Genomic DNA, 19,824 nt, shown 5'->3' with positions numbered 1-19,824 from the left:
GGTTCTGGTACTACTGGAGCACCCTGATCTGACGCCCGTCCGCCGCACGCTGCCCGCTCCCACCCCGGGGAGCGGGCAGCGGGCGGCGGGGGCCCTCCCCCGGTGAGGCCGCCATGCGACGCAGGATCGTCCTCTTCATGTCCGTCTCCGTGGACGGCTACTTCGAGGGTCCGGACCACGACCTCGGCTGGCAGCTCATCGACGACGAGGTGCACGCCCACATGAACCGCGAACTCGTCCGCATGGGTGGTTTCCTCTCCGGCCGGCGCACCCACGAACTGATGGCCGCCTTCTGGCCCACCGCCGACCGGGACCCGGCCGCCGCGGGCCCGGTCGCGGAGTTCGCGGAGATCTGGCGCACCATGCCGAAGACCGTCTTCTCCCGCACCCTCGACCACGCCGACTGGAACACCACCGTCGTCCGCGAGGTCACCCCCGGCACGGTCGCCGCCCTCGCCGCCGGCCCCGGCGGGAACCTCGCCCTCGGCGGCGCCGACCTGGCCGCCTCCTTCCTGGCCCAGGACCTGATCGACGAATTCCGCCTCCTCGTCCATCCCGTCGTCCTCGGCGGCGGCACCCTGCTGTTCCGCCCGACCGACCGCCCCGTCCCGCTCACCCCGGTCGAGACCCACCGTTTCACCAACGGCGTGACCCTGCTGCGCTACGCCCGCAGCGGGCCCTCGCCGCTGGACTGAAGCAGGGCCGACGGGCGGTCAGCCGTCGATCGGGTCGAAGGTGAACCGCTCGACCTCGGCGAGGAGTTCGGCGCGGCGGCGGTCGTCGATGAAGGAGGCCCGGAAGGAGTTGGCGGCCAGTCGGCGCAGGGTCTCCTGGTCGAGGGCCAGGGCCTGCCGGACGGCGCGGAAGTTGTCCTCGACGTAGCCGCCGAAGTAGGCCGGGTCGTCGGAGTTGACGGTGACCAGCAGGCCGGCGTCCAGCATCTCCCGCAGCGGGTGGTCGGCGAGGGTGTCGATGCAGCGCAGCCGGACGTTGGAGAGCGGGCAGAGGGTCAGCGGGACCTGCTCGCGGACCAGTCGGGCGACGAGTTCGCCGTCCTCCAGGCAGCGCAGGCCGTGGTCGATCCGTTCCACGCCGAGCACGTCCAGCGCTTCGGTGATGTACGAGGCCGGGCCCTCCTCGCCCGCGTGGGCGACCCGGCGCAGCCCGGCCTCGGCGGCCCGGCGGTAGACCTCGCGGAACTTCGCGGGCGGGTTGCCGACCTCGGCCGAGTCCAGGCCGATGCCGGCGATCCGGTCGAAGTACGGGCGGGCGGCCTCGAAGGTGTCCAGGGCGGAGTCGGCGGACTCGTCGCGCAGGAAGCACATGATCAGCTGGGTGCTGATGCCGTACCGCTGCTCGCTGCGCGACAGCGCGCGGGTCAGGCCGTCCACGACCACGCCGAGCGGCACCCCGCGACCGGTGTGCGCCTGGGGGTCGAAGAAGATCTCCGCGTGCCGCACGCCCTGTTCGGCGGCCCGGGCCAGGTAGGCGTCCGCGAGGTCGGCGAAGTCCTGCTCGGTGCGCAGCACGGCCATCAGCGCGTAGTAGAGGTCGAGGAAGGACTGCAGGTCGCTGAACGAGTACGCCTTCCGCAGTTCCTCCGTGTCGGCGTACGGCAGTTCGACGGAGTTGCGGGCGGCGAGGGCGAAGGCGAGCTCGGGTTCGAGGGTGCCTTCGATGTGCAGGTGGAGTTCGGCCTTGGGGAGCGGCATGTGCGATCTGTCCGAGCTGTCGGGGATTGAGCCTGAAGGTGCGGAATTCATCCTATGATCTCGCCGATCTTCGGGGGCGCCGTGGGCAGCTCCCGGAGGGTGCGCAGCGGCGAGAACAGCGGCAGCGTCCCGGCCACCACGAGCAGGCCGGTCATCACCCACATGGTGGGTCGCAGGCCGATCGCCTCGCCCAGTGCGCCGCCGGTCAGGGCGCCGAGCGGGATGGTGGCGTGGACGGCGAACATCGATCCGGCCGCCACCCGGGTGAGCAGCCCGGGCGGGGTGTAGGACTGCCGGAAGCTGCCGAGCACGACGTTGCAGAACACCACCGCCGCGACCACCCCGAGCGCGCCGACCACGTACAGGGCGGTGCCCGCTCCCGGCCCGGCCAGCGGCATCAGCAGCCCGAGCGGGACGGCGCCGAGCAGCACGGTCCGCACCGCGCGGGCCGTCCCCAGCCGGGCGCACAGCGGGCGGACCGCCGCCGCGCCGAGCACCCCGCCGCCGGCGGCGGCGGAGGCGAGCACGCCGACCCAGCCGGGGGCGATGCCGGCCTCCCGGACCAGGAACAGCGCCAGGATCGCCTGGTAGCCCATGAGGGCGAAGTTGGCGGCCGCGCCGAAGCAGAGGAAGGCCCGCAGGTAGGGGTCGCGCAGCAGGAAGGACAGCCCCTCGCGGACCTGTCCGCGCAGGCCTTCCGGCACCGGCGGCACCGGGTGCGGCCGGGCGCGGATCCGCAGCAGGGTGCCGGCCGCGACCAGGAAGCTCACCGCGTCGATGAGCAACCCGCCTGCGGCCCCGATGAGTTGGACGGCCAGCCCGGCCAGTCCGCGGCCCGCGACCTCGGCCGCCGAGCCGCTGCCCTGGAGCTTGGCGTTGCCCTCGATCAGGTCCGCCGGGGCGACCAGCTCGGGCAGGTACGCCTGGTCGGCGGCGTCGAAGAACACCGAGCAGACGCCGCCGAGGAAGGCCACGGCCAGCAGGTGCGCCAGGGTGAGGACGCCGAACCACCCCGCCACCGGCACGCTGGCGAGGAGCCCGGCGGAGCCGAGGTTGCAGGCGATCATCACGGTCCGCCGGGGCGCCCGGCCGACCCAGACCCCGGCCGGCAGGCCGAACAGCAGCCAGGGCAGCCAGATCGCGCTGGTCAGCAGGCCCGCGGCGAGCGGCCCGGCACCCAGGGTGAGCACCGCGACCAGCGGCAGTGCGACGGTGGTGACACTGCTGCCCAGTCGGCTGACGGTCTGCCCGGCCCACAGCAGCCGGAAGTCCCGCTGGGCGAACAGGCCCCAGCGCGAACGGAGTTCGGGGCCCCCGGCGGGCGGGGCGAGGGTGGCGGTCACGGCCTGGCCGGGACGCTGTGGGCGAAGGCCAGGACGGTCTCGCGCTCCCGCCCGTCCTCGGGCACCGGCCGCCGGGCCCACTTCTGGATCACCTCGTGAAGGTCGGCGGCCAGCTCCCGGGCCTCCTCGGGGGTGAGCCGCAGCCAGGCCTCGGTGGCCACCGAGCAGCCGTCCCGCCAGTCGGGGTCGTACCCGCCGCGCCGCGCGGACCACTCGCGGACCAGCTCGACCTTGCGTTCCAGCAGGATCGATCCGGCCGCGTCGGCGACCGCCTCGGCGGCCGGGTCCCCGTCGAAGTCGGCCCTGGTCCAGCTGAGTTCGCGGTCGGCCAGCCGCCACCAGCGCTCCCGCCGGTCCCGGGCGAGCTCGGCCGCCTCCTCGATCAGTCCGCTCTCGGCCAGCACCTTGAGGTGGTGGCTGACGTTGCCCACCGCCTGCCCGGTGCGCTCGGCCAGTCTCCCGACGGTGGCCGGGCCGTCGACCTTGAGCAGGTCGATCAGCCGCCAGCGCAACGGGTGAGTGAGGGCGGCGAGCACCCGGGAGTCCTGGATCTCCCGGGTGCCGCGCGGTTCGTCGGTCGTCCTGCCAGTCGTCTCGTCCATGCCGGGAGGATATCCACAAGAGCTCTTGTACGACAGATCTTTTACAATTCCCCTTGTCCATCGGACCGCCCCGGACGATCGGGTGCACCGGCGGCGGTCGGCGGGCACCCTGGAGGAGGGGACTTCCGCCGAGGAGGCACCGCGATGCAGCACGCCGACGACCCGCACATCCGGCCCGCGGGCATCTCCCCGCACGCACTGGGCAACGACACCCTGCTGCACGAGCTGGAGCAACTGCACCGCACCCGCCACGAGACCTTCCTGTACGGCTCGGAGGAGGCGCTGAAACGGCACACCCTGCGGACCGGCCAGCTGGAGGCCGAGTACCTGAACCGCTTCCCCCTCCGGCAGGTGACCGCGGCACGGACCAGGGCCGGAGCCCGGGCCCGGGAGGCGGCCGCCCGGGTGGAGTCGCTGCCGGAGTGACGCCCGCCGGCCCCCGGCGGGACACGCCGGGCGGCGGTGGCGCGCCCCGGGGCGGGGCGTCGGGGAGGGTGTGAGGGCAGAGCACCGGACCCGACCCCCCCACTGGGAGCCCCGCATGCCCATCGCCAGCGTCAACCCCGCGACCGGCGAGATCGTCCAGACCTTCGAAGCGCTCGACGCGGCCGGGATCGAGCGGCGGCTGGCCCGCGCCGAAGCCGCCTTCCACGGCTACCGCGGCACCCCGTTCGCCGTCCGCGCCGAACTGATGCACCGCGCGGCCGACCTGCTGGACCGGGACCAGGACGCGCTCGCCCGCACCATGACCGAGGAGATGGGCAAGCCGCTCGCCGCCGCCCGGGCCGAGGCCGCCAAGTGCGCCAAGGCGATGCGCTGGTACGCCGACCACGCCGAGGCGCTGCTCGCCGACGAGCACCCGGACCCGGCCGACGTGGCCGACAGCGGCGCCTCCCGGGCGTACATCCGCTACCGCCCGCTCGGCCCGGTGCTCGCCGTGATGCCGTGGAACTTCCCGTTCTGGCAGGTGATCCGCTTCGCCGCGCCGGCCCTGATGGCGGGCAACGTCGGCCTGCTCAAGCACGCCTCCAACGTGCCGCGCACCGCGCTGGCACTCGAGGAACTGTTCCGGCGGGCCGGCTTCCCCGAGGGCTGCTTCCAGACCCTGCTGATCGGCTCGGGCGCGGTCGAGGGCGTGGTCCGGGACCGCCGGGTCGCCGCCGTCACCCTCACCGGCAGCGAGCCGGCCGGGCGGGCGGTCGCGGCCGCCGCCGCGGACGAGGTGAAGAAGTCGGTGCTGGAGCTGGGCGGCAGCGACCCGTTCGTGGTCCTGCCGAGCGCCGACCTGGACGCCGCGGTCGCCACCGCCGTCCGGGCCCGGGTGCAGAACAACGGCCAGTCCTGCATCGCCGCGAAGCGCTTCATCGTGCACACCGACGTCTACGACCGCTTCACCGCCGCCTTCACCGAGGCGATGCGCGCGCTGCGGATCGGCGACCCGATGGACGAGGCCACCGACGTCGGCCCGCTGGCCAGCCGCCAGGGCCGGGACGACCTGGAGGAACTGGTCGAGGACGCCCGCACCCACGGCGCCCGGGTCGAGTGCGGCGGCAACCGCCCGATGGGCTGGGACACCGGCTGGTTCTACGAGCCGACCGTGCTGACCGGCATCACCCCGGCGATGCGGATCCACCTGGAGGAGACCTTCGGCCCGGTCGCCACCGTCTACCGGGTCGCCGACCTGGACGAGGCGGTGGCACTCGCCAACGACACGCCGTTCGGGCTCAGTTCCAACGTCTGGACCACCGACCAGGACGAGCAGGAGCGCTTCGTCCGCGACATCCAGGCCGGCGGGGTGTTCTTCAACGGCATGACCGCCTCCCACCCGGCGCTGCCCTTCGGCGGGGTCAAGCGCTCCGGCTTCGGGCGGGAGCTCTCCGGGCACGGCATCCGGGAGTTCTGCAACGTCACCACGGTGTGGATCGGTTGATCGCTCCCGGAGCCGCGACGCCTCCGGTACGGCTGCGGGTACCCGGGTTCGGGCCGGTCAGGCCAGGCCAGGTCAGGTCAGGTCAGCCCACCGTCCGGTGCCTGCCCCGGCCGGGCGTCGCCCAGCGGGCGAACATGCCGACCAGCGCGATGAAGGTCAGCAGCCAGACGAAGGCCATCAGCCCGATCATCGGGTCCCACTCCGTCTGGACCTCGACCATGAGCAGGCCGATCGAGAGCGCGACCATGAAGGTCACCACGGTGGGGCTGAGGCTGAGCAGCCAGCGCCAGGCCCGGTGGCCCAGGCTCGGGTTCTTCGGGGCGTCCGGCCCGGTTTCGAGTTCCTTGTAGCTGAGCAGGTCCATTCGGGATCGCCTCCGGTGCTGGGTGAGGGGGAGGGGGCGGCCCGCGCGGTCAGGAGGCCTTGCGCGGAGCCGTGGACTTGCGGGTGGTGGTCTTCTTCGCCGGGGCGGCCTTCCCGGTGCCCGCGGCCTTTCCGGCGGCGGCGGTCTTCTTCGCGGTGGCGGCCTTCTTCGCGGCGGCGCGCTTGCGCGGCGCCGGCTCCTCGGCGGCCGGCTGTTCGTCGACCGGCTCCGCCGCGGCCGGGGTGGCCGGCGCCCGGCCGCCCTTGGCCTGCCGGAGGCTGCTGCGCAGCGCCTCCATCAGGTCGATCACGTTGTCCGGCGCCTCGCCGGGCTCCTCCTCGTGCGGGAGCTCGACGCCCTCCAGCCGGGCGGTGATCACCTGCTGGAGCGCCTGCTGGTAGTCGTCGTGGAGCTGGGAGAGGTCGAAGTCCTCAGAGAGGGTGTCCATCAGCGACCGCGCCATCTTGAGCTCCTGCGGCCGCACCGCGACGTCCTCCTCGGGCGCGATCCCGGCCGCCGGGCGGACCTCGTCGGGCCAGATGCAGGTCTGGAGCACCAGCGTCCCGTCGTGCACCCGCAGCACCGCGGGCGACTCCCGGGTGCGCAGCGCGATCTTGGTGACGGCGATCTGCCCCGACTCCACCAGCGCGTCGCGCAGCAGGGCGTACGGCTTGGCGGCGGCCTTGTCGGCGACGCCCACGTAGTAGGCCTTGGAGAACATCAGCGGGTCGATCTCGGTGGCGTCCACGAAGGCCAGCACGTCGATGATCTTCTTGCTGGGCAGCGGCAGGTCGGCGAGGTCGTCGTCGCTGAGCGTGACCGTCCGGCCGTCGGGCGACTCGTAGCCCTTGGCGATCTCCGCGTACGGGACCTCCTTCTCCTCCCGTTCGCAGTACCGCTTCATCCGCACCCGGCCACCGTCCTTGGCGTGCACCTGGTGCAGCGGGACGTCGTGCTCCTGGGTCGCGGAGTAGAGGTGGACGGGGATGCTGACCAGTCCGAAGCTGATCGTCCCCTTCCAGGTGGTCTGCATGGTTCCCACTGTGCGCGCGTTCGGCCGGATCGGCCACTTGCTCCGGCAGGGCCCTGGCGGGTTCCCGCCAGCATGACGCTGCGTCAGATTTGAGCCTTTCCCGCCACTTCTCCACCCACCCTGACCTGGCCTTTTGTGTCCGGTGAGCGAACAGTTATCTCTCAGCTGTTCCGATACCCGGGCGTAGAAGTTAGGTTGCACCGCAATGCGCGGGTCTGTCCCCCACCCTCCGGCACGACGAGCCGAGGGTCATGCCGCGCCGGAAAGGCAGAAGGCACCCTCCATGAGTGCGGACACCACCAAGCAGGCGGCGGACACCACCCAGGTCCCCCACCAGCTCGGCCCGGTCGGACACGGCGGCGACGGCCACCTGAAGGCCGGGCTCAAGAACCGGCACCTGTCGATGATCGCGATCGGCGGCGTGATCGGCGCCGGCCTGTTCGTCGGCTCCGGGGCGGGCATCGCCTCCACCGGTCCCGGCATCCTCCTCTCCTACACCCTGGCCGGCGTGCTGGTGGTGCTGGTGATGCGGATGCTCGGCGAGATGGCGGCGGCCGACCCGCAGAGCGGCTCGTTCTCGGCGTACGCGGACCGCGCGCTGGGCCGCTGGGCCGGCTTCACCATCGGCTGGCTGTACTGGTTCTTCTGGGTCGTGGTGCTCGCCGTCGAGGCGACGGCCGGCGCCAAGATCCTCAACCACTGGGTGCCGGGCGTGCCGCAGTGGGGCTGGGCCCTGATCGTGATGGCGGTGCTGACCTCCACCAACCTGTTCTCGGTCGCCTCCTACGGCGAGTTCGAGTTCTGGTTCGCCGGGATCAAGGTGGTGGCGATCGCCGCGTTCCTGGTGATCGGCACCCTCGCCGTCTTCGGCGTACTGCCGGACACCCACGCGGTCGGAGCCAGCAACCTGACCGGCCACGGCGGCTTCCTGCCGCACGGCGTGGGCGCGGTGTTCACCGGCATGCTCACGGTCGTCTTCGCCTTCATGGGCAGCGAGATCGTCACCCTGGCGGCCGGCGAGTCCGAGGACCCGGAGAAGGCGGTCAGCAAGGCCACCAACAGCGTGATCTGGCGGATCGGGATCTTCTACCTGGGCTCCATCCTGCTGGTGGTGACCCTGCTCCCGTGGGACTCCGCCGCGGTGAAGGACAGCCCGTACGTGGCGGTGCTCGACCACGTGGGCATCCCGCACGCGGGCCAGGTGATGGACGTGATCGTGCTGACGGCGGTGCTCTCCTGCCTCAACTCCGGGATGTACACCGCCTCCCGGATGGCCTTCTCGCTCGGCCGGCGCGGCGACGCCCCGAAGGTCTTCGCGACGGTGAACTCGCGCGGCGTGCCGATGGTGGCCATCCTCTCCTCGGTGGTCTTCGGCTTCATCGCGGTCTTCTTCAACTACACCTCGCCGAACACCGTGTTCGCCTTCCTGCTGAACTCCTCCGGTGCGATCGCGCTCTTCGTCTGGCTGGTGATCTGCGCGACCCAGCTGCGGATGCGCAAGATCATCGAGCGTGAGATGCCCGAGCGGCACACCGTCCGGATGTGGCTGTACCCCTATCTCACCTGGGTGGCCATCGGCATGATCGGCTTGGTCGTGGTGTACATGTTCACCGACCCCGACGGACGCAAGCAGATGTACCTGTCGCTGGTGGCCGCGGCGATCGTGCTCGGTGCCTCGGCCGTGGTGGGCCGGCGCCGGCGGGCGGCGGTGGCGGCGGGGTCCTGAACCCGTCCGCCCCCGCGCGGGAACGCCGGGCCCGGGAGCCGTTGCGGAGGCTCCCGGGCCCGGTGCCGTTCCATGCCCGGACGAGGGCGGTCGGCCGGACGGCCCGCCGCGCGGCGGACTGCGGACTGCGGACCGGTGGCGGTAGACCGATGACCGGCGACCGGCCGGTCACGCTGCGTCGATGTCGGCGCCGCGGACGTGTGAGCCCGCCCACAGGGGGTTTCGCATCTACGGTCCTGGATAGTTGTCGCACTCCGCCCGTGCCGCCCCCGACACCGACCGTCACTCCCGGGCCGCCCGCCCGGACACCGGGCCCGCCCCGAAGAACCCAGGCCATGGAGCCTTCCGGCCCCACCTTCCGTCGGCGACCCCCACCCTCGACCCTCGAACATCAAAACCGGACAAAGCGCCACAAACACACCGGCACGCCGAGCCGCAAGCGCCCGCTCGGCCACTACTCGTCGTAGTAGCGAACCCTTTTGCCACCCGTCCCCGGCCCTGCCAAGAATGGCCCGTCGCCAGGCAGCGTCGGCCGGCCCCGTCCGCCGTGCGCAGCCCGCCCGCCCCGCCGCTCTCGGCCGGGGCGCCACGGCCGTCCCGGACGGCCGCGCGGGCCCCGCTCACCCGGAGCCCGTGCGATGCCCCGCGCCCAGTGCCCCGGCACGGCCCCCGACGGAAAAGGACCGCCCGCTCCATGCAGCTCAGTCATGCCCGCCGCAACTCCCTGATCACCGGCGTCGCCACCCTCGTGGTCGCGAGCGCCGCCACCGCCGCGCTCGCCATCCCGCAGGCCGGGAACACCGCCGAGGCCGCCGCCCCCGCGGCCGCCGTCTCGGTGGACGGCAAGCCGGTGGCCGACCAGGCGCAGGCCGACACCGCTGCCGCTGCCCAGCAGGCCGCCCAGGACGCCCAGGCGGCCCAGGAGGCCCAGGCGAAGGCCGATGCGGACGCCAAGGCCCAGGCCGACGCCCAGGCGCAGGCCGCGGCCGACGCGAAGGCCCAGGCGGACGCCAAGGCCCAGGCCGACGCCGCCGCCTCCCGCTCGCAGCAGCGCCAGAGCCTCGCCGCCCCGACCGGCACCCCGCAGCAGATCGCCGCCCAGATCGTGCCGGCCGGCCAGCTGCAGTGCTTCAGCAACATCGTGGCCCGCGAGAGCAGCTGGAACCCGATGGCCGTCAACGCCTCCTCCGGCGCCTACGGCCTGGTCCAGGCGCTGCCGGGCACCAAGATGGCCTCGGCCGGCTCGGACTGGAAGACCAACCCGGCCACCCAGATCAAGTGGGGCCTGGACTACATGAACTCCCGCTACGGCAGCCCGTGCGGCGCCTGGGCGTTCTGGCAGAGCCACCACTGGTACTGAGCCGCCCGGCTCCGGCCCTCCCGCGCACCCGCCCCGGGCCCGCGACGCACCCCGCGTCGCGGGCCCGGCGCGCGTCCGGCCCGGTGCGTCCCACCTGGCGTGGACGCGTCCGGAAGGCGGCGTGAAGATATGGCGTACGCTCGTACGATTTGCCACTGATTGCTCGTAATTACGCACCGTCAGCCCTTTGCCACGGTTCGCGCGCCCTCTTACGCTCCGGCGTCATGCCCTCACCCCTGATCAGCGTCGTGCTCACCGCCTACGACCAGCACGGACAGCTCGCCGACTGCCTGGACTCGCTGCTCGCCCAGACCCTGGCCGACGTCGAGGTGATCGTGGTCGCCGACCGCTCCCCCGAGACCGCGGGCGGGCTCGCCGACGCCTACGCGGCCCGGGACCCCCGGGTGTCGGTGCTGCACCTGAACGCGGCCGTCGGGGTCGGGGTGAGCCGGAACGCGGGCGCGGCGCGGGCCACCGGCGAGCACCTGCTGTTCCTCGACGCCGACCACCTGCTGCCCCGGGACGCCCTCCAGGCGCTCGCCGACCGGCTCCGGCAGACCGGCCCGGTCGACGTCCTGCTGTTCGGCCACTCCCGCCGCCACAACGACCGCGACTGGCCGGGCGGCGCCGAGGCCCTGCTCGCCGAGGCCGGCCCCGAGCCCTTCGCCCCCTTCGACCGGCCCGAGCTGTTCGGCGCGCCCCCGCTGGTCTGGGACCGGCTGATCCGCCGCGGCCACTGGGAGGACCTCGGGCTCGCCTTCCCCGACGGCCGCTACGAGGAGATCCCGGTGGTGCACGCGGCGCTGCTCGGCGCCCGCACGGCCGCCGTCCTGGCCCGCGAGTGCGTCCAGCTGCGCCGCCGGGAGACCGTCCACCCGGCCGGCGGGCCGGGCAGCAGCGTGTTCGACCTCTTCGAGCAGTACGAGCGCAGCTTCGCCCTGCTGGAGGACCAGCCCCACCTGTACGCCGTCCGCGACGCCCTGTTCGTCCGGATGATCCGGCACTACCTGTTCGTCTTCGACCTCGCCGGCTGCGTCACCCGCGCCGAACGCCCCCAGTTCTTCCACCGCGCCGCCGAGCACCACCACCGCTTCCAGCCGCCCGGCCACCGCAAGCCGGCCGGCCGCGAGGGCATCAAGTTCTCCCTGCTGGCCGGCGGCGCCTACCCGGCCTTCGAGGTCGCCAAGCTCTCCCACATCGCCCGCGGCACCCTCACCGGCCGCAAGTAGCCCGGTGGGCGGGCGCGGTGCCGCCCCTAGCCGCCATCGCGGCGGCGATCCGGCGGGCGCGCTCGGCCCACACCCCGGCGGGCAGCGGCGGCAGCACGTCCATCCACAGCGGCAGGGTGGAGCCGCGCAGCTGCGTCAGGCCCTCCGGCCGGGCGATCAGCCACAGGTGCAGGTGGGCGCCACCGTCGCCCCAGCGGTTCACGTGGACCCGGCCGATGCCGCCCAGCGACAGCACGGCCCGCTCCACCCGCTGGAGCATCGGGCCGAGCCGGGTGGACAGCTCGGCCGGCAGGTCCAGCAGGTCGTGGTGGGCGCGCGGCTGGAGCAGCACGGTGGCGGGCAGGCCGCTGGGGGCGTCGGCGCCGCTCAGCCGCCAGTGCTCGTCGGTCCAGAGGAAGTCGGAGTCCGGGCGGGCGCACTGCCCGCAGCTCTCCGGACCGTCCTCGCCGTGGCGGGGCGGCTCGGGCAGGACCGGTGACTGGAGCACCCGGACCGTCAGCTCGCCCTCGTACGGGAAGATGTCCCAGAACGGCGCGCCGTCGGTCGGGACGGCCGGGCGCTCGCCGATCGGCAGCCGGGCGAGGTAGGCGTCGGGATTGGCCGGGTCCGCGGAGTCGTTGATCACGACGGCCGAGCCCGTCACATGACACCCCGTCGGCGGTAGCCCGGTCGTGCCCCGCATCGGTGCGGCGCCCCGGCTGCGATCATCGGCGGAGTCCACTTCCTGGGAGGCCCTGTTGACATCCTCCCCGCCCTAGAGGACGGGGATTCCTCCCGCGCCTGCGGCACGGTCACCCGTGGTCCGAAGGTCACCGAGGTGGGTTCCCCGTTCAACGGGCCGTGCCTGGCGTGGGATCGCCACGCCAGATCTGACCGGTCCTCCAGAGGCGTTTAGCCTGTCCGCCTGCCCGGCGGCCAGGATGTTGCGAGCAGCGTTGAGGTCACGGTCATGGAGAACACCGCACACCTGACAGGCCCACTCGCGTACGTGCAGGGGCTTGGGTCCGTCGCGGTGTCCGCAGTCCGAGCAGAGCTGGGAGGACGGGAACGCGCGGTGCACGATCCCGACATGGCGTCCGTACCGGGCGGCCTTCTCCTCAAGAAGGCGCCGGAAGGTGGCCCATCCGGCGTCGTGGACGGACTTGGCCAGACGGCCACGGCCAAGGCCACGTACGTTCAGATCCTCCAGGTACACCGCTTGGGTTTCGCGGATCAACTTGGTGGTCTGTTTGTGCAGCCAGTCCATGCGGGTGTCGGCCACCTTGGCGTGCGCCCGGGCGACCTTCCGGCGGGCCTTGGCCCGATTCTTCGATCCCTTGGCCTTGCGGGACAGTTCCCGCTGCGCAGCCTTGAGTTTCCTCTCCGCCTTGCGGAGGAAGCGGGGGTTGTCGATCACGCTGCCGTCGGAGAGGACGGCGTAGGTGGTCAGCCCGAGGTCGATGCCGACCTCGGCATCGACCTCGGGCAGGTGCTCGGGTTCGACGTCCACGACGAAACTGGCGTAATACCGCCCGGCCGCATCCAGCACGATCGTCACGGACGACGGGTCGGCAGGCAGTGCCCGCGACCACTTCACCCGTACATCGCCGATCTTCGCCAGGTTCAGCTTCCCATTGCCCCGGATGCGGAACCCGTTGAGGGTAAAGCGCAGAGACTGCCGACTGTCCTTGCGCGACTTGAACCGCGGAAGCCCGACCGGCCGACCGGCGCGCTTGCCGGATACCGAGTCGAAGAAGTTCCGGTACGCGGTGTCCAGATCCCGCAGGGACTGGATCAGCGGATCCACCCCGACCGAGGCCAGCCACGCCCGCTCAGGGGTCTTCTTCGCCGCCGTGATCACCTGCTTCTGCAAATCGGTGCTCTTGGGGTAGGGCAGGCCGCCCTTACGGGCTTCCTTTCGCGCCGCGAGGGCGTCGTTGTACACCACCCGCGCACACCCGAACGTCCGGACGAGCGAAGCACGCTGACCTGCCGTCGGGTAGATGCGATACGAGTACCGAAGATGCACCGGATCAACCTACCGACAGGCACTGACAACGGCCCACGTCGGCGCCCCCGAGGATCACTCCGCCGCTTCGCGGCTCCGGGCCAAGCCCCCATTCCTCCCCGGCCCGAAGGCCGGAGCAACCTGGGAGATCAAAGGTGAGCCGTCCCTCTACCGTCCCCGGGGCCGAACTGGCCCGCGAACTGGCCGCCGTACTGCGCGGGGAGGTCCGTTTCGACGCCGCCGAGCGCACGGTGTACAGCCACGACGCCTCCAACTACCGGCAGCTGCCGCTCGGTGTGGTCAAACCCGCGGACCCGGACGACGTGCGCACCGCGCTGGCACTGTGCCGGGAATACGGCGTGCCGGTGGTGGCCCGCGGGGCCGGGACGAGCGTCGGCGGGCAGGCGATCGGCCCCGGTGCGGTGGTCCTGGACTTCCGCCGCCACCTCGGCGCGGTGCTGGAGGTCGACGCCGAGGCCCGCACCGCCCGCGTCCAGCCCGGCACCGTGCTGGACGACCTCCAGCGCGCCGCCCGGCCGTACGGGCTGCGCTTCGGCCCGGACCCGTCCACGCACAGCCGCTGCACCCTCGGCGGCATGATCGGCAACGACTCCTGCGGCTCCCACTCGCTCGCCTGGGGCCGCACCGCCGACAACGTGGAGCGGCTGGAACTGCTGCTCGCCGACGGCACCGAACTGACCGTCGGCGGGCGGCTCACCGCCGCCGAGCGCGCGGCGCTGACGCACCTGCCCGGCCGGGCCGGCCGACTGCACCGCGAACTCCAGGAGTTCACCGACCGCAACCTCGCCGTCATCCGGCAGGGCATGCCGCAGCTGCCCCGCCGCACCTCCGGCTACCCGCTGGACGCGCTGCTGCCCGAACACGGCCACGACCTGGCCCGGGCACTGACCGGCACCGAGGGCACCTGCGCGCTGCTGCTGGGCGCCACCGTCCGACTGGTCGAAGACCCGCCCGCCCGCGCCCTCGTGGTGGCCGGCTACCCCGACGAGGGCGCCGCCGCCGACGCCGTCCCCGCGCTGCTGCCGTACGGTCCGCTCACCGCCGAGGGCATGGCCGCCGACCTGATCGCCGCCCTGCTCGCCGCCGGCCCGCGCCCGCCCGCCCTGGACCGGCTGCCCGCGGGCGGGTGCTGGCTGTTCCTGGAGACCGGCGGCGCCACCGCACTGGCGGCCTACCAGGCGGCCCGCCGACTGGCCGACGCGGTGCGCCGGGAGCCCGCGGCCACCGTCGCCCTGGTCACCGACCCGGTCGAGCAGCGCCAGCTGTGGGCCGTCCGGGAGGCCGGCGCCGGGATCGTCACCCGCCTGCCCGGCGGCGGCCAGGCCTGGCCCGGCTGGGAGGACTCCGCCGTCCCGCCCGAACGGCTCGGCGACTACCTGCGCGGCCTGCGCGCCCTGCTGCGCCGGCACGGCCTGCACGGCGTGCCGTACGGGCACTTCGGCGACGGCTGCGTGCACCTGCGGATCGACTTCCCGCTGGACCGGCCGCACGGGGCCCCGGTCTTCCGGGAGTTCCTGGAGCAGGCGGCCGACCTGGCGGTCTCGTACGGCGGTTCACTCTCCGGCGAGCACGGTGACGGGCAGGCCCGGTCCGAGCTGCTGCCGCGCATGTACCCGCCCGAAGTCATCGCCCTGTTCGGCGAGTTCAAACGGATCTGGGACCCGGAGAACCTGCTCAACCCGGGCGCCCTGGTCGACCCCCGCCCGCTCGACGCCGACCTGCGCTTCGTCACCGCCCCGCGCCGCCCGCTGCCGCTGGCCCTGCCGTACGAGCAGGACGGCGGCAGCCTCACCAGGGCGGTGCACCGCTGCGTGGGCGTCGCCAAGTGCGTGGACCCGACCACCGGGGTGATGTGCCCGAGCTACATGGCCACCGGCGAGGAGCGGCACTCCACCCGGGGCCGGGCCCGGCTGCTCGCCGAGATGCTGCGCGGCGACGCCGTGCCGGACGGCTGGCGCTCGGCGGAGGTGCGGGAGGCCCTGGACCTCTGCCTGAGCTGCAAGGGCTGCGCGAGCGACTGCCCGGTGCACGTCGACATGGCGACCTACAAGACCGAGTTCCTGTACCAGCACTACCGGCGCCGGCCCCGCCCGCTCGCCCACTACTCGATGGGCTGGCTGCCACTGTGGCTGCGCATGGTCGCACCGGTACCTGCGGCCGCCAACACGCTGGCCCGCTCCCGGGCCGGCGCCCTGCTCAAACGGCTCGGCGGGATCGACCGGCGCCGGGTGCTGCCGGTCCTCCCGCCCGAGACCTTCACCCGCTGGTACCGGCGCCACCGCGCCACCCGCCCCGCCCCGGCGGGCGCCCGGCCGGTCCTACTGTGGCCGGACACCTTCTCCGACCGCCTCCAGCCCGACGTCCTGCGCTCGGCCGTCGAGGTGCTGGAACACCTGGGCTTCGACGTCCGACTGCCCGACGGGCCGGTGTGCTGCGGCCTCACCTGGTACTCCACCGGTCAACTCGGCACCGCCCGGCGGGTGTTGCGGCGCAGCCTGGCGGCCCTGGCGGCCACCGGGCTCCCGGCCGACACCCCCGTGGTCGGCCTGGACCCCAGCTGCACCGCCACCCTGCGCGAGGACCTGCCCCGACTCCTCGGCGCGGAAGGCCGCCCACTCTCCCAACGGACGCGCACCTTCGCCGAGTTCATCGACGAGTACGCCCCGGAGGCGCCGCTCCCCCCGGTCCGGCTGGAGGCCGTCACCCAGACCCACTGCCACCAGCACGCGGTGCTCGGCAGCGCCGCCGACCGCCGGGTCGAGGCCCGACTGGGCCTGGACAACCGGGTACTGGACTCCGGCTGCTGCGGGCTGGCGGGCAACTTCGGTTTCGAACGGGGGCACTTCGAGGTGTCCCGGGCGATCGCCGAGCGCGTCCTGCTGCCCGAGGTCCGGGCCGCCGGGCCCGACACCGTGGTACTCGCGGACGGGTTCAGCTGCCGCACCCAGATCGCCCAACTGGCCGACGGGCGAAGGGCCCTGCACCTGGCGGAGCTGATCGCCCGGGGGCTGCGGGAGCAGTCTTCGGAATGAGCTAGGCGTGCTCGGCGAGGAAGGCCCCGGCGTGAGCGGCGGCCTCCTCCCGGGTCGGGTGGCCGGCGGCCGCCTCGCCGCTCACCCCGTCGGCGCCGACAGCCGTCCAGTGCCAGCCGTCGGCGGCCCGGTCCGCGGCCAACTCGAATGTTCCGCCGAACAGTTCGAGCGAGCCGGGCCGGGCCGCCGGACGGCTGACGGCCTCCGGCCACTTCTTCCGGGCGCCCTGCCGGGTGATGCCCCAGGCGGCGCCCAGCTGCTCGTAGCTGGCGCCGTAGGAGCCGGCGGTGGCGGCCGCGGTCGCGGCAAGTCGCTTGACCTCACCGTCAGGCAGCCAGCACGGAGAGGGCGATCTCGGCCGGATCGGCGTGCCACATCCGCTCCTCGGGCAGCCCGGTCGCCCGGGCTCGCACGGCGGCGGCGACGGGATTGAGCGCGTCGAGGAGGGCCTTGGCCAGTTCGGCCTGCTCCTCGGTGGTGATCTCCACAGCAGTCATGGCGACAACCACAGTTACCAACAGGGTCGACGACAACCAAAGTTACCGCCCGAATCGATCCGGCCCGAGCGGCGACTTCGCGCCCCGCCTCTCGGGCGCGAACGGGGCCCCGAAGGCGAGCCCGCGGTAGCCGACCACCAGCGCCTCCCCCAGGAAGCCCACGCCGATGGAGAGTTGGACCGGACGGGCGTCCGCCGCCAGGCCGCCGCGCTCGGCGAGCAGCGCGAAGCCCGCCATCGCGGCGAGCGAGACCACGGCCACCAGGAAGGTCCGCCCGGTGTAGCGCTGCCACAGCACGCCCCCCCGTTCGTACACCCGGATGGTGGCGCCGCGCAGCGCGCCGAGGGCGACACCGAGCGCCGCACCGGCGCCGATCCAGCCGCAGTCGCCCGCTCCGAGGCCGTGCCGCTGCGACAGTGCCCACAACCCGAGGGCGGTGAGCACCACCGGCGGCGCGAAGAGGTCCCGCGCGTTGAGCGGTTCACCGCGCAGCCGCCGGACCACCACCACGACCACCACGACCCCGATCAGTGCCACGTGCACCCAGTTGCCCATCCCCGCCCCACTCCCCGATTTTTATAGCTCGACCGTGCTAAATCAGCTCCGGCAGCAATGTAGCTCGCCCGTGCTATAACGGCAACATGCCGAAGATCGTCGACCCCGTCGAACGCCGCCAGGCCGTCGCCGACGCCGTCCTGCGCGTCGCCGCCCGGGAGGGCCTGGAGCACGCCTCACTGCGCAACGTCGCCGAGGAGGCCGGACTCGCCGTCGGCTCGGTCCGCCACTACGTCGCCGGCAGCTCCGAGCTGATGCTCTTCGCGATGCAGGAACTGGCCCGTCGGATCGACGCCCGCGTCCGCACCCACGCCCGCGCCCTGCTCGACCCGGAGCCCACCCCCGGGACCGACCGGCGCGAGCAGACCGCCCGACTGCTCGCCGAGACCCTCCCGCTGGACGCCCGGCGCCGGGAGGAGTCCGCACTCTGGCTCTCGTTCGTCACCGCCGCCCGCACCCGGCCCGAACTACGACCCCGCGCCGCTGAGTTGCAGGCCGGTCTGGACGAACTGGTGCGGCGCGTCCTGGTCGAGACCGAGCGCTCCGGCGCGCTGCTCCCCGGCCTCGACCTCGACGTCGAGACCCGCCGGCTCTCCGCCCTGCTGGACGGCCTCACCCTGCAAGCCGTCCAGCACCCCGACCTGGTCGGCCCGGACGCACTGCGCGCGGTGCTGCGCCGCCACCTCGACACCCTGGCGAGCGGCTGACCACGCGCCGAGGAACTCGCCACCCGGGCGAGCCCGGTCCACGCGGTGGGCCGACGGCGCCCGGCGCCCGAGGCCGGTTCCGGCCGGGTCAGCCCTGCAGCGCCTCCTTCTTCGGCGCCGCCTCGGCGCAGACCGCCGACACGAACTCCGCGAGCCGGGCCTGCGGCAGCCCGCGGGCGATGTCGGCCTCGCTGATCATGCCGACCAGCTTGTGCTCCGGGTGGTTGATCACCGGCAGGCGGCGCACCTGGTACTGCTCCATCACCCGCAGCACCTGCTCGCAGTCCTCGTCCGCCTCCACCGTCATCGGCCGGCCGAGCGCCAGTTCACCCGCCGTCACCTCGGACGGATCACGGCCCTCCGCGACGCAGCGCAGCACGATGTCGCGGTCCGTCACGATGCCCAGCAGCCGGTCGTTCTCCCCGCAGATGGGCAGCGCGCCCACGTGTCGTTCCCGCATGATCCGGGCGGCGGCGGCGAGCGTCTCGTGCTCGCGGATGCACTCCGCCCCCGGGTGCATGATGTCGCTGGCGATGGTCATGGTCCGCCTCCTGGCCTGGCTTCCAGCCCCTCGTCCATCCTGGTCCGACCGGGTGACCCACGCCACCGGGCCCGGGCGGGCCCGGTGGCGCTCAGGACGCCGCCCCGGGCTCGGCGCGCTCCGTCGGGCCGGGGGCCTCCGGGTCCGCCCCGTCCGAACCCAGCCCGTCCAGCTCCGCTCCGTCCAGCGGCGACGCGTTCAACAGCTTCTCCAACGGCGGCAGTTCGTGCCGGGGCCGCTCGTGCGGGAGCTCCTCCTCCGGCACCTCCCCGCGCTCCACCGCCTGCTCCGCGGACTTCGCGGCGGCGGCGACCGCGGCGGCCGCCAGCAGGTCCCGCTGCTGGGACTCCGTCGCGCTGTCCAGGAACCGCAGCAGCTCCACCGGGAACGGCAGCACCAGCGTCGAGTTCTTCTCCGCCGCCACCTCCACCACGGTCTGCAGCAACCGCAGTTGGAGCGCCGCCGGGGTCGCGCTCATCACCGCCGCCGCCTCCGACAACCGGGCCGAGGCCTGGAACTCGCCGTCCGCCGTGATGATCCGCGCCCGCCGCTCCCGCTCGGCCTCCGCCTGGCGCGCGATCGAGCGCTTCATCGACTCCGGCAGGGCGACGTCCTTGATCTCCACCCGGTCGATCTGGATGCCCCAGCCCAGCGCCGGGCTGTCGATCATCAACTCCAGCCCCTGGTTGATCGGTTCGCGGTTGGCCAGCAGGTCGTCCAGCTCGCTCTTGCCGATGATCGACCGCAGCGAGGTCTGCGCGACCTGGGAGATCGCGAAGTTGTAGTCCTGCACGTTGACCGTCGCCTTGACCGGGTCCTCGACCCGGAAGTAGACCACCGCGTCGACCCGCACGGTCACGTTGTCCCGGGTGATGCCCTCCTGCGCGGGAATCGGCATCGTCACGATCTGCACGTTCACCCGGCGCAGCCGGTCCGCGATCGGCATCAGCGCGACCAGCCCCGGCTCGCGGATCTCCTCGCGCACCTTGCCGAAGCGGAACACCACGCCCTTCTGGAACTGCTGGACCACCCGGATGCTCAGCCCCGCCCAGATCGCCCCCAGCCCGGCCAGCCCCCCGAGCGCCCCCAGCACCGCATCGACGATCATCGCGGCCTCCTCGCGGCCTCCGCGCACACCGGCGCGTCCGGCCACCGCCGACCGAACCGGGCCGGGAGCCACCGGAG

At 73.3% G+C, this 19,824-nt stretch carries 20 protein-coding genes; 8 read left to right on the top strand and 12 right to left on the bottom strand.

Going from position 1 to position 19,824, the window contains the following annotated elements; translation table 11 throughout:
* The first annotated feature begins 113 nt into the window (after nt 1-113).
* Nucleotides 114-695, top strand: coding sequence for a dihydrofolate reductase family protein (locus tag ACFC1T_RS05780; RefSeq protein ID WP_375884018.1), 582 nt, complete (start codon nt 114-116; stop codon nt 693-695).
* An 18-nt stretch (nt 696-713) separates the two neighbouring features.
* Here the strand turns inward: ACFC1T_RS05780 and ACFC1T_RS05775 are convergent, their stop codons facing one another.
* From ACFC1T_RS05775 to ACFC1T_RS05765, 3 genes are read right to left on the bottom strand one after another with little or no spacing between them, the layout of a single operon-like run.
* Complete coding sequence (locus ACFC1T_RS05775; protein WP_375884015.1) at nt 714-1,712, bottom strand: adenosine deaminase; 999 nt, start codon at nt 1,710-1,712, stop codon at nt 714-716.
* A gap of 47 nt (nt 1,713-1,759) precedes the next feature.
* A complete protein-coding gene (locus ACFC1T_RS05770; protein ID WP_375884012.1) occupies nt 1,760-3,055 on the bottom strand; it encodes an MFS transporter in 1,296 nt (431 codons plus the stop codon).
* Entirely contained in the window at nt 3,052-3,657 is a 606-nt protein-coding gene (locus tag ACFC1T_RS05765) for an ArsR/SmtB family transcription factor (protein ID WP_375884009.1), read from the bottom strand. The genes ACFC1T_RS05770 and ACFC1T_RS05765 overlap by 4 nt, the downstream gene beginning before the upstream one ends.
* 144 nt (nt 3,658-3,801) lie before the next feature.
* Between ACFC1T_RS05765 and ACFC1T_RS05760 the strand changes: the two genes are divergently transcribed.
* The gene (locus ACFC1T_RS05760; RefSeq protein WP_375884008.1) at nt 3,802-4,083 is read left to right on the top strand and encodes a DUF6158 family protein; all 282 of its coding nucleotides are present in this window, start codon (nt 3,802-3,804) and stop codon (nt 4,081-4,083) included.
* A gap of 115 nt (nt 4,084-4,198) precedes the next feature.
* A complete protein-coding gene (locus tag ACFC1T_RS05755) occupies nt 4,199-5,587 on the top strand; it encodes an NADP-dependent succinic semialdehyde dehydrogenase (protein ID WP_375884006.1) in 1,389 nt (462 codons plus the stop codon).
* Nucleotides 5,588-5,669: 82 nt separating this feature from the next.
* Here ACFC1T_RS05755 and ACFC1T_RS05750 read toward each other — a convergent pair whose 3' ends face one another.
* Both ACFC1T_RS05750 and ACFC1T_RS05745 read right to left on the bottom strand, forming a co-directional pair.
* Nucleotides 5,670-5,951 carry a hypothetical protein gene (locus ACFC1T_RS05750; protein WP_375884003.1) on the bottom strand — a complete coding sequence of 94 codons (282 nt, stop codon included), beginning with the start codon at nt 5,949-5,951 and terminating at the stop codon, nt 5,670-5,672.
* 49 nt (nt 5,952-6,000) lie between these two features.
* Nucleotides 6,001-6,984, bottom strand: a complete 984-nt coding sequence (locus ACFC1T_RS05745) for a Ku protein (RefSeq protein WP_375884001.1) — start codon at nt 6,982-6,984, stop codon at nt 6,001-6,003.
* 283 nt (nt 6,985-7,267) lie between these two features.
* On the opposite strand from ACFC1T_RS05745, the gene ACFC1T_RS05740 reads away from it, so the two are divergent.
* The 3 genes from ACFC1T_RS05740 to ACFC1T_RS05730 all read left to right on the top strand — a co-directional run bounded on the left by ACFC1T_RS05740 (nt 7,268) and on the right by ACFC1T_RS05730 (nt 11,299).
* Nucleotides 7,268-8,710 carry an amino acid permease gene (locus tag ACFC1T_RS05740; RefSeq protein WP_375883999.1) on the top strand — a complete coding sequence of 481 codons (1,443 nt, stop codon included), beginning with the start codon at nt 7,268-7,270 and terminating at the stop codon, nt 8,708-8,710.
* Between the two features lie 694 nt (nt 8,711-9,404).
* A complete protein-coding gene (locus ACFC1T_RS05735) occupies nt 9,405-10,070 on the top strand; it encodes a transglycosylase SLT domain-containing protein (protein ID WP_375883997.1) in 666 nt (221 codons plus the stop codon).
* 224 nt (nt 10,071-10,294) lie between these two features.
* Nucleotides 10,295-11,299, top strand: coding sequence for a glycosyltransferase family 2 protein (locus ACFC1T_RS05730; RefSeq protein ID WP_375883994.1), 1,005 nt, complete (start codon nt 10,295-10,297; stop codon nt 11,297-11,299).
* Here the strand turns inward: ACFC1T_RS05730 and ACFC1T_RS05725 are convergent.
* Nucleotides 11,283-11,942: an HIT family protein gene (locus ACFC1T_RS05725; RefSeq protein ID WP_375883992.1), complete on the bottom strand. Its 660-nt coding sequence runs from the start codon at nt 11,940-11,942 to the stop codon at nt 11,283-11,285. The genes ACFC1T_RS05730 and ACFC1T_RS05725 overlap by 17 nt on opposite strands.
* Nucleotides 11,943-12,053: 111 nt before the next feature.
* A complete protein-coding gene (locus ACFC1T_RS05720) occupies nt 12,054-13,307 on the bottom strand; it encodes an RNA-guided endonuclease InsQ/TnpB family protein (protein WP_375883990.1) in 1,254 nt (417 codons plus the stop codon).
* Nucleotides 13,308-13,441: 134 nt separating this feature from the next.
* Between ACFC1T_RS05720 and ACFC1T_RS05715 the strand changes: the two genes are divergently transcribed.
* Nucleotides 13,442-16,339 (top strand): FAD-binding and (Fe-S)-binding domain-containing protein, encoded by a 2,898-nt coding sequence (locus tag ACFC1T_RS05715; protein ID WP_375883988.1) that lies wholly within the window; start codon nt 13,442-13,444, stop codon nt 16,337-16,339.
* Between the two features lies 1 nt (nt 16,340).
* Here ACFC1T_RS05715 and ACFC1T_RS05710 read toward each other — a convergent pair whose 3' ends face one another.
* The 3 genes from ACFC1T_RS05710 to ACFC1T_RS05700 all read right to left on the bottom strand — a co-directional run bounded on the left by ACFC1T_RS05710 (nt 16,341) and on the right by ACFC1T_RS05700 (nt 17,391).
* Entirely contained in the window at nt 16,341-16,481 is a 141-nt protein-coding gene (locus ACFC1T_RS05710; protein WP_375883986.1) for a hypothetical protein, read from the bottom strand.
* Nucleotides 16,482-16,665: 184 nt separating this feature from the next.
* A complete protein-coding gene (locus ACFC1T_RS05705; RefSeq protein WP_375883984.1) occupies nt 16,666-16,836 on the bottom strand; it encodes a hypothetical protein in 171 nt (56 codons plus the stop codon).
* 42 nt (nt 16,837-16,878) lie between these two features.
* Nucleotides 16,879-17,391, bottom strand: a complete 513-nt coding sequence (locus tag ACFC1T_RS05700) for a DUF1453 domain-containing protein (RefSeq protein WP_375883981.1) — start codon at nt 17,389-17,391, stop codon at nt 16,879-16,881.
* An 86-nt stretch (nt 17,392-17,477) separates the two neighbouring features.
* Here ACFC1T_RS05700 and ACFC1T_RS05695 point away from each other — a divergent pair, with 86 nt between their 5' ends.
* Nucleotides 17,478-18,098 carry a TetR/AcrR family transcriptional regulator gene (locus ACFC1T_RS05695; RefSeq protein WP_375883978.1) on the top strand — a complete coding sequence of 207 codons (621 nt, stop codon included), beginning with the start codon at nt 17,478-17,480 and terminating at the stop codon, nt 18,096-18,098.
* A gap of 88 nt (nt 18,099-18,186) precedes the next feature.
* Here the strand turns inward: ACFC1T_RS05695 and ACFC1T_RS05690 are convergent, their stop codons facing one another.
* Complete coding sequence (locus ACFC1T_RS05690; protein ID WP_375883977.1) at nt 18,187-18,639, bottom strand: CBS domain-containing protein; 453 nt, start codon at nt 18,637-18,639, stop codon at nt 18,187-18,189.
* A 91-nt stretch (nt 18,640-18,730) separates the two neighbouring features.
* Nucleotides 18,731-19,747: a slipin family protein gene (locus ACFC1T_RS05685; RefSeq protein WP_375883975.1), complete on the bottom strand. Its 1,017-nt coding sequence runs from the start codon at nt 19,745-19,747 to the stop codon at nt 18,731-18,733.
* Nucleotides 19,748-19,824 lie beyond the last annotated feature (77 nt).

The sequence above is a fragment of the Kitasatospora sp. NPDC056076 genome, assembly GCF_042266305.1.
In the GTDB taxonomy this organism is placed as follows: Bacteria; Actinomycetota; Actinomycetes; order Streptomycetales; family Streptomycetaceae; genus Kitasatospora.
This window is presented reverse-complemented; position numbering and strand designations above follow the sequence as displayed.

Coding starts and splice junctions, on each gene's coding strand:
- ACFC1T_RS05700 (WP_375883981.1), bottom strand. CDS start 17,391: ATGGGCAACTGGGTGCACGTGGCACTGATCGGGGTCGTGGTGGTCGTG.
- ACFC1T_RS05695 (WP_375883978.1), top strand. CDS start 17,478: ATGCCGAAGATCGTCGACCCCGTCGAACGCCGCCAGGCCGTCGCCGAC.
- ACFC1T_RS05780 (WP_375884018.1), top strand. CDS start 114: ATGCGACGCAGGATCGTCCTCTTCATGTCCGTCTCCGTGGACGGCTAC.
- ACFC1T_RS05740 (WP_375883999.1), top strand. CDS start 7,268: ATGAGTGCGGACACCACCAAGCAGGCGGCGGACACCACCCAGGTCCCC.
- ACFC1T_RS05755 (WP_375884006.1), top strand. CDS start 4,199: ATGCCCATCGCCAGCGTCAACCCCGCGACCGGCGAGATCGTCCAGACC.
- ACFC1T_RS05705 (WP_375883984.1), bottom strand. CDS start 16,836: ATGACTGCTGTGGAGATCACCACCGAGGAGCAGGCCGAACTGGCCAAG.
- ACFC1T_RS05690 (WP_375883977.1), bottom strand. CDS start 18,639: ATGACCATCGCCAGCGACATCATGCACCCGGGGGCGGAGTGCATCCGC.
- ACFC1T_RS05735 (WP_375883997.1), top strand. CDS start 9,405: ATGCAGCTCAGTCATGCCCGCCGCAACTCCCTGATCACCGGCGTCGCC.
- ACFC1T_RS05760 (WP_375884008.1), top strand. CDS start 3,802: ATGCAGCACGCCGACGACCCGCACATCCGGCCCGCGGGCATCTCCCCG.
- ACFC1T_RS05685 (WP_375883975.1), bottom strand. CDS start 19,747: ATGATCGTCGATGCGGTGCTGGGGGCGCTCGGGGGGCTGGCCGGGCTG.
- ACFC1T_RS05750 (WP_375884003.1), bottom strand. CDS start 5,951: ATGGACCTGCTCAGCTACAAGGAACTCGAAACCGGGCCGGACGCCCCG.
- ACFC1T_RS05775 (WP_375884015.1), bottom strand. CDS start 1,712: ATGCCGCTCCCCAAGGCCGAACTCCACCTGCACATCGAAGGCACCCTC.
- ACFC1T_RS05765 (WP_375884009.1), bottom strand. CDS start 3,657: ATGGACGAGACGACTGGCAGGACGACCGACGAACCGCGCGGCACCCGG.
- ACFC1T_RS05730 (WP_375883994.1), top strand. CDS start 10,295: ATGCCCTCACCCCTGATCAGCGTCGTGCTCACCGCCTACGACCAGCAC.
- ACFC1T_RS05745 (WP_375884001.1), bottom strand. CDS start 6,984: ATGCAGACCACCTGGAAGGGGACGATCAGCTTCGGACTGGTCAGCATC.